This is a genomic window from Bacillus sp. JJ1474 (assembly GCF_036965225.1).
Lineage (GTDB): Bacteria > Bacillota > Bacilli > Bacillales > Cytobacillaceae > Cytobacillus.
Genome location: NZ_JBALPC010000172.1, coordinates 230 through 14,012 on the forward strand (window position 1 = coordinate 230; position 13,783 = coordinate 14,012).

General features: G+C 38.7%; 14 protein-coding genes. All 14 read right to left on the reverse strand.

The genetic code is table 11. From position 1 onward, the window contains the following. Positions 1–93: 93 nt before the first annotated feature. Positions 94–549: a DUF4274 domain-containing protein gene (locus V7164_RS18985; protein WP_335348363.1), complete on the reverse strand. Its 456-nt coding sequence runs from the start codon at positions 547–549 to the stop codon at positions 94–96. Between the two features lie 44 nt (positions 550–593). After that, positions 594–2,723 carry an AHH domain-containing protein gene (locus tag V7164_RS18990; RefSeq protein ID WP_335348364.1) on the reverse strand — a complete coding sequence of 710 codons (2,130 nt, stop codon included), beginning with the start codon at positions 2,721–2,723 and terminating at the stop codon, positions 594–596. 178 nt (positions 2,724–2,901) lie between these two features. Next, positions 2,902–3,195: a hypothetical protein gene (locus tag V7164_RS18995; protein WP_335354915.1), complete on the reverse strand. Its 294-nt coding sequence runs from the start codon at positions 3,193–3,195 to the stop codon at positions 2,902–2,904. 31 nt (positions 3,196–3,226) lie between these two features. Further along, entirely contained in the window at positions 3,227–4,804 is a 1,578-nt protein-coding gene (locus V7164_RS19000) for a hypothetical protein (RefSeq protein WP_335347861.1), read from the reverse strand. 133 nt (positions 4,805–4,937) lie between these two features. Further along, positions 4,938–5,663, reverse strand: coding sequence for a pilus assembly protein TadG-related protein (locus V7164_RS19005; RefSeq protein WP_335347862.1), 726 nt, complete (start codon positions 5,661–5,663; stop codon positions 4,938–4,940). Continuing rightward, entirely contained in the window at positions 5,650–6,036 is a 387-nt protein-coding gene (locus V7164_RS19010; RefSeq protein ID WP_335354916.1) for a TadE/TadG family type IV pilus assembly protein, read from the reverse strand. Before V7164_RS19010 ends, V7164_RS19005 begins: the two co-directional genes overlap by 14 nt. Positions 6,037–6,060: 24 nt before the next feature. Then, entirely contained in the window at positions 6,061–6,288 is a 228-nt protein-coding gene (locus V7164_RS19015; protein WP_335347864.1) for a hypothetical protein, read from the reverse strand. A 37-nt stretch (positions 6,289–6,325) separates the two neighbouring features. Continuing rightward, the gene (locus tag V7164_RS19020; RefSeq protein WP_335347865.1) at positions 6,326–7,264 is read right to left on the reverse strand and encodes a type II secretion system F family protein; all 939 of its coding nucleotides are present in this window, start codon (positions 7,262–7,264) and stop codon (positions 6,326–6,328) included. Between the two features lie 5 nt (positions 7,265–7,269). Beyond that, on the reverse strand, positions 7,270–8,202 hold the full coding sequence (locus tag V7164_RS19025) for a type II secretion system F family protein (protein ID WP_335354917.1): 933 nt from the start codon (positions 8,200–8,202) through the stop codon (positions 7,270–7,272). After that, positions 8,199–9,539 carry a CpaF family protein gene (locus V7164_RS19030; protein WP_335354918.1) on the reverse strand — a complete coding sequence of 447 codons (1,341 nt, stop codon included), beginning with the start codon at positions 9,537–9,539 and terminating at the stop codon, positions 8,199–8,201. The genes V7164_RS19025 and V7164_RS19030 overlap by 4 nt, the downstream gene beginning before the upstream one ends. A 16-nt stretch (positions 9,540–9,555) precedes the next feature. After that, the gene (locus V7164_RS19035; protein ID WP_335344988.1) at positions 9,556–10,674 is read right to left on the reverse strand and encodes an AAA family ATPase; all 1,119 of its coding nucleotides are present in this window, start codon (positions 10,672–10,674) and stop codon (positions 9,556–9,558) included. Between the two features lie 77 nt (positions 10,675–10,751). Next, positions 10,752–11,552 (reverse strand): SAF domain-containing protein, encoded by an 801-nt coding sequence (locus tag V7164_RS19040; RefSeq protein ID WP_335344989.1) that lies wholly within the window; start codon positions 11,550–11,552, stop codon positions 10,752–10,754. Between the two features lie 38 nt (positions 11,553–11,590). Further along, complete coding sequence (locus V7164_RS19045; protein ID WP_335344990.1) at positions 11,591–12,289, reverse strand: hypothetical protein; 699 nt, start codon at positions 12,287–12,289, stop codon at positions 11,591–11,593. Positions 12,290–12,346: 57 nt separating this feature from the next. Continuing rightward, entirely contained in the window at positions 12,347–13,678 is a 1,332-nt protein-coding gene (locus V7164_RS19050; protein ID WP_335354919.1) for a vWA domain-containing protein, read from the reverse strand. Positions 13,679–13,783 lie beyond the last annotated feature (105 nt).

Consider the following 13,783-nt stretch of genomic DNA (forward strand, 5'->3'; position numbering starts at 1 on the left):
GGTTTCTAATTTGTAATCCGCTGCCCGAATTGCATGATCGTTAACTAATAAAGAAACCTTGAAAGGCATATAGCCAAACAAGGTTTAGTTACCTTATATTTTAGGAATTTCAACCACAGCGCCTGGAGATTTACTAATAAGTATATCTGGAATGTTCGCGTTATTTTTCCTCAACTTATATATTTGGATTTTGGTTAATTCAGGAGTGAACGAAATATTCTGTGTCTTAAACTCAAAATTTTTAAGTTTATTAAAAAGTTTAAATAATAAATCCTTCCACTCTTCTAATGTAGAACTTAAAACTTCCTCTGGATTTTCTAAAATACGATATCCATCTGCATAATGAAACATTAATAATCCCGTTCCTAAATCACAATTTTCATTTTCAAGGAGGGCCTTTGGTACATCAAAACCGTTGTTCCAATTATAATTTGCAGCAAAATAATGGAGCATTAATGGGTTATCTATACTACTAAGCCTACTGATTACATCATATTTATCTGTATTATAAAGCAACTCTTCAAGAAAACTAATATCTTTCTGATCCACGACAATTTACCTCCCATTAAACTTTCAGAAATTTAATTTTCCAATTATCTTAGGTTTCTTTCCCAAAGTTCTACTGTTGCGCCTTGGCTAGGGTACAGGGGTAAACCTTGTTCCTGTAATTTTCTTAGATCTTGTTGTAAATCGTATACTTGTCTTTGTAAACTTTCAACGCTTTGATTAATATCCATTTTGTTTAATGCTCTTTCAACCACTTCATTATAAACAGAATGATATCCTCTGTGCCTAGACAATGTACTTACATTATTATCGGGTACTCTTAGGAAAATACCATTAGATGCATCGTCAAAGTCCATTCCTATTTTTTGAATAATAGGATTACTCTTCATCTCAGAAGGAATAATATGCTGTGCCTGATAACCGCTCCATTTAGTTGAACGTTTAAGCCCCATCTCTTCTATCATATTTTTCCCTAACTTGGTAGAGTTCCCTCCTGTAACAACACCGAGCTTACCTGGAATAAGTCTATTAGAATTATCTACGACCTTATCCCCGACATTAACCAAAACAGTCTCTATCGGTCTCTCATTTCCGAATTCCCCAATACGCTGTCCCTTTAGGTCAAATTGGGTCCCTCCGCCTTTATGGCCGAATAGAGGATTGACAATTCCGGTTCTTATTACTGTTCCTTCAGCTAAATTAACATCCGCAATGAATTTAGGAGTATATGGCAAGGCGAATTTATCCTGGATCTCCTTTGCTGTTAATCCTTGGATGTCTTCTGCTCTCATCATCCAGCCGCCATACATCGTGGAGTTTTCTCCATCGTAGACTCTTACAAAGGATGTTGATTCGGTTAGCTCAATTTCTTTAACCTTCGTCCCTGGCTTGTAAGGAGGTTGATCGTAACCCATGGAGTCTTTCCACCATGCGTTAACTTCCTCTGCTGATGCTTCCTTTACTGTTTTTGTATTGGCCAGGTCAGGAGTGTCCTGTTTAATAGTTGCTGAACTCTTCCCCTGTTTCGATACGCTTGAAGCAATTTCATCCCCACACGCGCATCCCATTGTAGATAATTTCGGGATGGCAAAGGTGCCTAATCCAATGACAAGGGTTGTGGTAAAGACAATGGCTGCTCGTTTGCCTGTTTGCGACCAGTCTACTTTCCCGTTTTCCTTCCATTGAATAATGGTGTCAAGGACAGCAAAAACCCCTGCTGTTACGGCACTGTAAATCGTTGAACCCTTTACTGCTGCCCAAATGCGGCTTAGAACGTTGGCTACCTGAGATACTGGCCGTTTCACAATTCGGGCAATAACAGTTGCCAGCAAGTTCCCCTGCTTGCTTAAAATTTGTTTTACCCCTAAGCTTCCGAAAATTTTTGCCGCTACCGGCCCCATGACTGCTCCAAGTGTAAAGTTGAAGAACAGGCTTTCGAACGTAAAGGCCTGCTTCCAAAGACTGCTGTCTCCTGTAAAAAGGAAATGCAGGGCGCCATGGAGAATAGTGAAACCTACCGCTCCAGCTCCTCCAAGTCCACCTAATGTTACCCAACGGAGTAATCCGGATGCTGGAATTAGTCTAAATGCTCCTAATAATCGCAGCACCCCTAAACCGCCAAAGAAAGAAATTCCTGAGGCAAGGCCGCCTGCCACCATCCCCCAAAAGCTCCTTTCTCCTGAAGCAAAAGTAAACACCACTCCAGCAATCCCGAAGCCGACAGCGGCTACTATTGTACCTACAGAAAGGGCAATTCCGATGGCGGCTAAAGCCCAAACACCTAGTAAAATTACACCCACCACAACTAAAATAGCTCCGATTACTTTTAAGAGAGTTTGAACCCATTCTTGTGAGAAGAAATCTTTAACTCCCTCCCATACATCCCCGAGCCAATCGGTAAAGCCATCCCACTTAGGACCGAACCAATCTTTAAATTCTTCCCATCCATCCTTAACCCATGCTTTTGCATTTTGGAGCTTATCAATAAACGCATCTTTCATTTTTTTTAAGTTATCAAATAACTTATCAAACCATGAAGCATCACCAGTCATTGGCACGCCGCTTTTAGCATCATGCACTTCTGTCTTCCTGATTCCATTGCTATCTGACTCTACCTCACCGACATTTGCTACTGCTGGGTGAATAAATGAAAAAAGGAGCCCAATTAGGAATATGAGTGTAAGTGCACTTCCTTTTACCTTAAGAAAATTATTCATGCCTTCTCCCCTCACATGTTTTTTTCATGAAAGAGTCCGTCATTTTTGAAAAAACATCATGGTGAAGAAATTGACCTTTGACTATTCATATTAAACTTTAAAACTCTTAGTTAATTTTGGTATTCAATAATCTTCCGCATTCATTAATTTTATAAGGGAAAGTCCACTATAAAAGACATTAAAAAATCGCAATAATAATCCTCCAAACTAAGAAAAATCCAGCAATGGACAACCCGGCGTAAAAAGTAGTTTTCTTAATCTTTCTACCTTTATCTCTTACCCCTGCTCCATCAATAGAAGTTAATAACAATGCAATGAAAAATAAAATACAAAATGTTAGTAAATTATATTTTTGTTCTTGAAAATCGACTGTCCAATTTTCATCAGCAACATTAAATGCATATATCACAAAGGCTATAATGACGGATAATAAATATGTGTAGGTTATAATAGTAAAAGTTTTCTTTTTCAAATAATCACCTCTATTTTTAAAACAGCAAAAATTACTCCACTAACGGAGTTGCAGGTATTCCGGAATTTCCAATGCTTCCAGTTTTCTCTTCCTTGTTATTATTTTGATGATTGACTTCATTATTTTCAATATTACTTTCAGATGAATTTTCTGGTGTGTCCTTAGGATTATTTTCTTGATTACTATCAGGATCATTCTCTTCTTTAATATTAGAGTTACTATCTAGCTCTTTATTAGGTTCGGTGCCATTATTACCTCCAGGATTACTATCCGAATTATCAGGGCTATTGTAATCACCTTTTAAACCGTTCTTTATCAATTCTTCTACTGTTTTACCAACAGTATCTTCTGTAATCGGCCCGCTATTAATTAAATGACTGATAAGAGGAGAAAACACCTTTAAAGAAACAATAGCAACTGCCCCTCCAATAAGGAAATTTTCCCAACTAGACCACTCGCCACCTTTAATTCCGCCAGAAAGCCAATTTTCTAAACCTCCGTAGATTCCAAGGCCTACAACTAATGAGCCTCCTATTGCAAGACCCGGTAATAAGATAGGACCTAACAAACCACCGGTAAATCCGCCAATAATGCCATCTATCAATAAGTCTTTGAATGAAAATTCACTTCCTGTATACCAGGCAGTTAAAACATACGAGGCTATGTTAGAAAAAACACCTGCGGATGCCCCAATACCAGCTCCCCTAAGGATATTCCCCAACACATTCCCTGTAGTATAATAACCCTTTATTTGCCCCCATAACGGAAGTCCTTTAAACCAGCGCCAAGCTGCAACACCTTTCCCTCTAAGCCAAGGCCACGCTACTGTTCTCATCCATGTCCATGCTGCACGGCCCTTCCCCAAAATCCATGGCCATGCTGTATTTCTCATCCAGTTCCAAGTCGCTGGTCCCGCCGTATTTCTAAGCCAGCCAATCGCTGATGCAAAGGCACCAGTAGTTAGTCCTGCGTAACCTAATATTCCGCCAAGACCTGCTGAGCCGAGGGCGCCCCAAAAGCTGTAGCTATCTCCGGCAATCCACTGATAGACAAATGCCCCGATCAAAGCACCAGCAGCAACAACCAGAACTACCCCAATTGTTAAAGCTCCTACTACTCCTAATGCTGCTAATGCAGCAATTCCACCGATAATGACCACGGATGCAATAATACCTGCAATGATGGATTGCGCCCATTTATTATTTGCAAGCCAATCAGCAGCTGCATTCCATGTATCTCCTACCCAATCAGTAAACTTACCCCATTTGTCTCCAGCCCAGTCAGTAAATCCATTCCATTTGTCACTGGCCCAATCAGTAAAATCATTAAATCCATCTACCACCCAGTTCCCGAAATCCTTGAGCCCATCAATCGTACTATCCTTTATTTCACCAATCTTGTTTAATGCCTTTTTCCACCACGGTAGTTCTCCTTCCTCTCCCATGGGATCACCAGATTTTCCATCAGTCACTTCAGTTTTATTTATGGTGATTTGCTCAGTTTCCACTTCAGTCACGTCTGCAATTGCAGTATGCCACTCAGACGATAGCAAAAGGAACAATAAAAGGAGGCTGATGAACCACTTAAATTTTGAATTTGTGAAACTCAAAATATACCGCACCCTTCAAAAAATAGAATCATAAACATCGAATAACATTTCATTAATAAATGTTATGAATAAAGCTCTTTTCGCAAATTTTTTATATAACAAAAATCTTTACGAAAAGAGCTTTATAAAAAAGCTAATCACACTTAATGGTAAAGGTCTTCGGTTCACCAATTTTAACCGATGCCTCAGATGTTATGGCAGAAATACTTTCATCAGATACTGTAGTAAACTTTGCCTTCCGCTCTGTCACCACGTAGACGCGAAAATCCTCGCCGATAAAGTTTAAAGTTTTAACTTTATCATTTTGGTTTTCCTTTGCGAACTTCTCAGCTTCTTTTCTAGCATTATCGAAGTTCTCTCTTACCGCTTCACAGGCTAGATCATTTACACCATCATCCCCGAAGAAAAATCGCATGGCGGGATTCGCTTCAACTTCGACTGACGGACTTCTCAACCAGCTAACTACATCTCCTGGCATTGATCTTCCGCCATGACTTGCTTCTTCCTTACGAATAAAATCAGCTAATATCTGCTCTTCAGATGGCGGTTCCTCATCCTCTTTTACTGCCGCCAAAACAGCTGCAAGAAAAGCTTCCCATCTAGCTCCGAGAGCCTCTAATTCTTTTTGCGTTTCCCTTTGAAGCTCATCCTCCATATACTCCCTAGAGCTCTTCGCTGCTGCCAAAGCTGCTGCATCTGCTCCCGTTTGTGTAACGCGCTTATGAATAAACACATTTGAGAAGTCAAAAAACAGCAAAGCTATAAAAATAGCAGCCATGAGCATGCCAACCATGACGATTAACATCCCGCTGCCACGTTCATTATTAATAAGCTTCTTGACTCTTTTAATCTGTCTCATCAGGATCTTCCTCCATCGGCATAACGGCATCCGCAGTAAATTCGAATTCCATATCAGCTATAAATGGAAGTGCAATCACAGGTGCTTTTATATATACCTCTACCCTTGCTTCTTTCTCACCAGGACCACCATGAACCACTGGATTAAAGCCTGAAGCTGATCTCTCCGCAACCTTTTTCCAATCAGGATCGCGAATAGCAGCTGCCCTGGCCCCGTCCCGAGCAGCTGACTCTGCAACAACAAGTGAAAAAGCGATTAAAGCAACTTGCCAAATAATCAGGAATGCTAAAATAACAAGAGGAAACATCGCAACAAACTCAATGGCCTGTGAGCCTTTTTCATTTTTTACATACCGTTTAAAAAAATTTCTCAATTTACTCACTCCGGCTACTTATTATTAGCTGCCACCACCACCGCCAGTACCGATATTACCGATCAATTCCTCCAACTTGGATATAATTGTCTTTCCTATACTTGTGTTATCACCAATACCTGCAGCAATAGCACCCATAACAGCCAATACAACAAGACCTAGAGCAACCCATTCTAGCGCCTGAGCTCCTCTTTCATTTTTCACATAACGAGAATAAATCCCATTCACCTTAGTCCAAGTTTTTAATAGCATACTTATTCCTCCTCAGATTCTCTTATATTTAATCCTCCTATTTAAAGAAGGAGTCCAACCCAAATGCAGCCGGATTGTACATAATGTTTAATACAAGCAGGCCTATAATGAGACCAAATACTGCTGGTGCCACAAAAAATGTGGTGACTAATGTAATTTGTGGGCTTGCTTTTGCAGCCTTCTCCTTAGCTACAAAACCCCTTGTTGCTCTGAGGTCATCGGCTTGTAGTTTAAAGGTTCTCGACACAGGCACTCCTAGAGTGGATCCTTGAATTAAACCATTTACAAGTGAGTGCAGCTCTTTCGATGAATTTCGATCCATTAAGCTTTGATAAGCAGTAATTCTTGGAACACCTAAATCTATTTCTCTATTAAACCTGTCAATTTCTTCACTCAATGGTCCTTCAAACTGCTGGGTCACTTGCTGTAAAGCATTATCTAGGCTTACTCCTGCCTGAAGAGTGACACTGACTGTATCTAAGAAGTCAGGCATCATGATGGTAATGAGCTCCTGCCTATTTTTAGCTTTAAAGTATAACCACGCACTAGGTCCCAAAAAACCTCCTAGAATCGAAATTAACAAGATCTGTAATCCCCAAGGCATGCCTAGGAAACTATATAAACTGCCAAATCCTAACCCTATTAAACCCAAAACAAAACGAAAGCCATAAAAATCCTGTAAATGAAACCCAAGTGGATTTCCTGCTTCCTTCAGCATTCTTTCGTGCTTTGTTTTATCAGCAAAGAATGGATATTTGATTCCTACTGGACCAGCTTTTTTCCCCCAGCGAACCAATGGCTGCATAATTCTTTCCCTTAACGATTTTTTCTTTTTATCTTTTCGATATTGATAACCCTGGTTTTTTAATAGTTTTTCTTTCTTTGCAATATATAAATAGAAATAAACAAAGCCAATAAATAGCAGAATTAATATCACTACAAACATGACGAGTGAAAAAAAGCCTAATAGTTTCATTTTGACTACACCCTTATATCCGAAAGTCTTTTTATGATGAAGAATGCAAAGAAAACAATCATAGAAAAACCAGCAAAAATTAATAATCCAAATGGCGTAAACAGGACATTTAGAAACCCTTTAATAAATAAATTCATCATTAAAACCATTAAAAAGGGCATGGCAACCAAAATATAAGCTATAGATCGGCTTTCTGCTGTTACAGTTTGAATTTCTTTGTGAACTCGGCTTCTTTCCTCTAGCGTTTCTGCCATCGAAGACAGGACCTCCGCTAAATTCCCCCCCACCTTTTGCTGGATGAGAATAGTACTGACAAAAATATTGATATCATTGCTTGAGACTCTTTCCCTGAACTGGTTCAAAACCATCTCTAAACTATCGCCTAATTTGAATTGATAGTTCATTTTTCTAAACTCTGATTGGCTTGGATCTTTCATATCTCTTCCTACCATTTCAATGGCTTGTGGAATAGTTTGCCCCGCTTTGATTCCGTTTGACATCATTCTGCATATTTCCGGAAGCTGTTTATTAAAGCTTTCTGTCCGTTTATTTCTCCTAGAATTCAAATAAAATCTTGATCCGATGGATACTATTAAATAGCTTACGAGTACAGACATTAATAGAAACAAACCGAACAGAAAATGATTCATAAAGGTAAATAAGGCTAATAGCAAAATATAGATTCCCATATACTCAGAAGGCTTTAGCGTAATATTTCCTTGAATAAGCTTTTTTTTCAGCTCTGATGCAAGTTCTGATGAATCATATTTATCTCCAATCAGCAGAACAAAGCTTTTGCGCTCAAATTCTTTTTCCCTATCAAACCAGTTATCCATCCGCTTATACGAGTTCCGCGTTTTCCGGCTTGATAGGATGAAAAATACTCCTGCCAAAAAACTAAATATGCTTCCAGTTAAAAGTCCCCACGCCAAGCTCATTTGAGGGCACCAGCTTCTAAGATATGTTTCGAAAATTCAATCCCATATGAGATAAAACGCTGATATATATTTGGGACATAACCTGTGCCTTCAAATTCTCCAAGGATTGTTCCGTCCGGAAGTGTTGCCTTTCTATTAAATCTGAATATATCTTTTGCGAATATTACTCCATTTTCTTCTACAAGCTCTGCAATATTGACAATTCTTCTTCTTCCATCAGAAAAACGGGACGTTTGAACAATCAGATCTAATGCTCCGACAAAATACCCCCTAATAACCTCAACGGTTAATGGCAGGCCAGACATAATCACCATGGATTCAAGCCTTCCTAAAGCATCCTTTGGACTGTTTGCGTGAATCGTTGTTAATGAACCTTCGTGACCAGTATTCATTGCCTGCAGCATATCGATTGCCTCCGAGCCGCGGACCTCCCCGACTATAATACGATCCGGACGCATCCTGAGAGCGTTTTTAACGAGATGCCTAATTGTTACTTCACCTTTTCCCTCCATATTTGAAGGGCGCCCTTCAAGCCGGACAAGGTTATCGTATGTTAATCTCAGCTCAGCCATATCCTCAATGGTAACGATTCTTTCTCCCTTTGGAATGGAATCTGAGAGGACATTTAGCAAAGTAGTTTTTCCGCTTCCAGTACCACCAGAAACTAAAATATTTGCTTTTGCCTTAACTGCAGCCTTTAGAAATTCAGCCATATCCTCTGAAAAGCTTCCAAATTTCATCAGGTCCTCTAAAGAATAAGGGTCCTTTTTAAACTTCCTTATCGAAATAGAGGGCCCATCTACGCTGATAGGCGGAATAACAGCATTCACACGGCTTCCATCCATTAAACGGGCATCTACCATTGGAGAGCTTTCATCAATTCTTCTCCCAAGAGGGGCGATGATACGATCAATAATATGCCGGACATGTTCATTATCTTTGAAGCGTACATTGCTTTTCTCTAACTTCCCTTGACGCTCAATGAAAACTTCGTATGCACCATTAACCATGATTTCCGTTATGGATTCATCCCTCAGCAAGCTTTCAAGCGGCCCATAGCCCACTGATTCATTAATGATTTGTTGAATGATTTGTTCCATTTGATCAGATGTGATGATCACTTTTTCTTCATCAATCATTTGTTTTACTAAGCGTTCAATCGTTCGTTTTCGATCGATTGGAGTTAATGTCGTAATGTTTTCCAGATTCGCTTCCTTTATTAAACGGGACTTATAATGCTTTACTAACTGATCAACTTGTGTTTCTGAAATATTCCAGTCATGCTGCAGTGCTGATTGCTTCGATCCTAGTACAGAAGCCTTTTCAACCCAGGACATTTTTTCACTCCTTTACTTAACGCTTTAGTAATTCCTCCACATATTTCTTCATATCTCTTGTTACTTTACTTGCTCCTTTATCCTTCTTTTTCTTAAAGAAGCTTTCTCCCATATTGAGATATGGCTGAATAGCAAAATAATCTGCACTAATGGTTCCTTGTATTTCTTTTCCGATAATCTTTACGATGTCCTTGACTGTTAATTCAGACTTAGAATGATTACGGTTGACAATCAATGAAAAATGTTCCCCTCTTCCGATTTGAAAACGTTCAAAAAGATCCTCCGCATACTTATAAGCCCGCATCCCTAAACTATCAGGAGTCATTATGTAATGAATATGCTGAGCAAGGCTAAGGCCAGTAAAGGTTAGGTTATCGATATTCGTTGGCAAATCTAGAATAATATAATCATAATGATTGCTTGCCACTCTTATTATTCTGTTCATGAGTTCATCTGGAATAGTCTGCGCAACTGCTGGATTTGCTGGGCCATTTAAAATGCTCACCCTCGTTTCCTCATGAACATTGGACACATTCTGAATATGTCTAATATCCAATTCTTCCAAAACTGGAATTAAGTCATAATAGGACCTGATTGGCTGTATGCCAAATAGGGAATCGGCTGTTCCAAACTGTGCATTCATATCAATTAATAAAACTTTTAGATTGTGATGAATGCTGAGAGACTGAGCTGCTAATACCGACAAAAGCGTTTTACCGCTGCCGCCCTTTGCGCTATAAAAAGCATGGACTTGCCCTGTACCATATCCTGCGTTTGTTTCCTTTTGCAGCCGGAACTGATCCCTTGTATATCGAACTAATTCAATTAATCGTTCCTTTTCATCCGGGAAAACAATAACATCCTTAGCCCCAGAAACTAGCCACATCCTTGCAAGGAGGAAGTCATGGCTCCTTGTAAGGGCAACTAGGCTGCTTTTAGAGTTGTTTTTTAGCTGCTCAGGATTTTCAATTGAGTCAATATCAGCAAAAATATAATGATAGCTATGCTGTTCCTGAAAAGTTCGTTTCCATTCAGGCATAACCGTAATATCTATATTTTCATTTTCGATTAGCTGTTGGATGAGTTCGCTCCATCTTAAATCTTTCGTGATCAGCATCCCTTTATATGCACTCATTTATTGCACCCTTCCAAAACTTCATTTTCGTATTTTACTTTTTATTGTCTGAATTCGGTTCAATTAGAAGATTGCTGTTATTGATTTTGTTCCACTGGTTTTTCTTTTTCTTCTGCAACGTCTCTTACCTGTTCTTCAGATTTAGCATCGTTATTTGCGTCCACTTTCTGATCTTCAGTCGTTTCTGCAGCAGGCGGCTTGTCGCTTGCCTTTTCTTGTTCTTTTTGCGGAGCTTTCTGTTCAACTGCATCCGGCTCATTTTTTTCACCTGAAGAAGCTTGATTCACTAGTAGAACCCGTATTTGGACAGCAGAATTTTGGTAGTGAATAATTCTTTCCGCATTTTCAACGCTCAAAGAAATTTTTATCTTTGAAGGACCTTCATTTTGCTTTTCCACTTGAACAACACTTACATTTTGGAATTGCCTTTTCGTTTGCAGACTGCCATTCACTTCTTCCGAAACGATAATATCAACAAGATCTCCTTCAGCAACATCTTGATCAATTAAGACAATTTTTGTTGCATTTAGCCATACGACACGATCATTGATAGGAATATCTAATTTCTTACGGACAAGTGCTTTAGTCAGCAGCTCCCCCTCTTTAACTTCCGCTACTGAAATAGCATCCTTAAACTCGTTTTCACTTCTAATTAAGGAAGAATAAGCACTAGATTGCGGCATCTGTATCCACTCTATATCTGACTCTTTAATTTCGTGATAGGATTTAATATCTTTTGCTGCTGTAGCTACTGCAACGGTTTTCCCTAATTTTTGCTGAGCCTGATTGATCTGAACAAGAATTACACCGGCTGCAACGATTGCCAGCAAAAAAGAAATCGTTAAAAATATAATGGCTTTCCTTTTAGCATCGATCATCCATTGTCACTCCAATATTTTCTTTATCTATCTGTCTCTTAAGCAATGAAAATATCAATATTGTCAAAACTAAGAGGTAAACTATTTTCTTCAAGCTGAAAAAATGATACAGATGCTAAATCAATGTCAAGATTCTCTCTTGAAGCAATAAAAATCGATTTTGTTTGACTCATTTCTTGAACCTTCCTGAGTAATTCTTCTTTTGGACCTGTTAAGAGTAATTCTTTAGAAAAGCTGTCCATTAGATAATATTTATTATTCTTCTTTCGTTTCTTTCTTTTTAACTTCAAATAGTTGGGAGCTGTGTGAAATTTCGAATGATTTGTAATGGTAAATCTTTGTAGAGGAATAAAGGAAGGGAGTATATTCTCCACTTCTTTTTCTTGTATTCTCTGAAGTATATAAATAGCAGCCGATTTATTGATTGCACCATCCAACGTAATTAGTTTATGACTGGGAAAATACCAGTTTTTTAGTCTATTAATGCTCTCTTTGTTAGTGATGAAAGAATCATATACATAGAGAACTTCCTTGTATTCCTTTAACCATTTGTCTACATCCTCTAATTCGTCTTGGAGTCCCCTATTGATTAATGGCAGTTTTTGACTAAAAGTTTTTTTACTGCCATTTAAATAATCCTTTAAAGGAAAGTCCTTTTTCAATTTGGGGCTTCGAATAAAGGCAAATTCTGTTACACTCTCGGGCAATCCTAAAGATTCATCTATAATGATATGCACTTTGAATCCTCTCTTCCCTCTTCAACGTTAACTATTCTATAAACATCAATTACAAAATTAACTTCCATTAATAATGCTGAATAATTCTTCTCTTTTGTTATTAATCTTCTCCATCCCTTGATCAACAAGGTTTTTCGCATAGACGTCTAGTACATCATACCGGGCCTTTAGCTTATCTTGAATTTCGCCAACATCAGTGCTTTCAATTTTCCCCTCTGCTTCAAGCTTTGAGAGAGCTTCCCTAATAACCTCATTTTCTAGATTGACTACCTTCATAAATGATGATTCGATTCCACGTAATTGTTCCCTTAAATCCGCTGTTCGGAAATTGACATTGATTCCATTTACGGCTTTCTGATTGTTTTTGGCAATGGTGTTAACGGCTTCTTCCATTAGCTTCTTAAACGTATTCTCTAGTTCCACCTTTGAATTCACTGTGTAATATTCTCCATTGCTTGCAGCTGCCGTGTCCTTAAGCTGCTTTTGACCGGCATCATCTACATTGAAGCCAATGATATAAACCTTTACTTTCAGGTCTGACTCTGCTAGTTTCTTAGCTTCCTCGATGGGGTTGCCATCGCATGTTTCAATTCCGTCACTGACAATAAATAAGATGTTTTCAGTATCTTCTCCCGCTTTTACCTTTAAATCTTCATAGCTAGCCTTGATCGATGAAGCCAAAGGTGTCCAGCCGCTTGGCTTAAATTTGTTTAGTGCTTCATTGAATTCAGTTTCATTAAAAGTATTTGCTTCGTACATTACTTCTGTACTTGAGCAGGACATTTTCTTATCCTCGTTTTTCCCGGTTCCTTTATGTCCATAGGCACGCAGAGAAATTATTGAATCCGAAGGCAGGCTTGAAGCAAATCTATTTATTACTCCTTTTGCCAATGCCATTTTTTCCCCGCCAGGAACCGCTGCAGCCATGCTTCCGCTTGAGTCAATATGTACAGCAATGTTTTTGATTTTTTTCTTTTCCTTTGTTATGTCTAGTTCTCCAAAATCCGGCTCATACTTTGCTAGAGCATCATTTACTTCTGTATAGTCCAAACCAAACCAATGCACTAAGCCATTATAGATTTCTTCATTCCCAAGTTCTTCTACCCCAAATTCGGACATTAGATTATCTATATCCACGTCTTCCTTATTCGGTCTATCGTCTGAATACATACCTTCCAGCTTCACGCCAATCGGCTGGTGGACAATTTCCACAGCTTCCGTTGCAGCCGCTGGGTATTCAATCTTTACAGCCTGTTTTTCTTCTTCCTTTTGTTTTTCGTCTGCAGATGGTTTCGGATCTTTTTCTTTATCATTTGTCTCGACACTAGAACAGCCAGCTACAACAAAGAAAAGACTTAGAAAAATCAGTGCTATATATTTCAACTTCAATTTTCCTCCCCCTGTTAAATACAAATGTCAGGTCATAATATTTACCTGACGTTCAAATCTTGTTGAGTATTTATGAAATACCATTTTATTCAAATTAATATTACC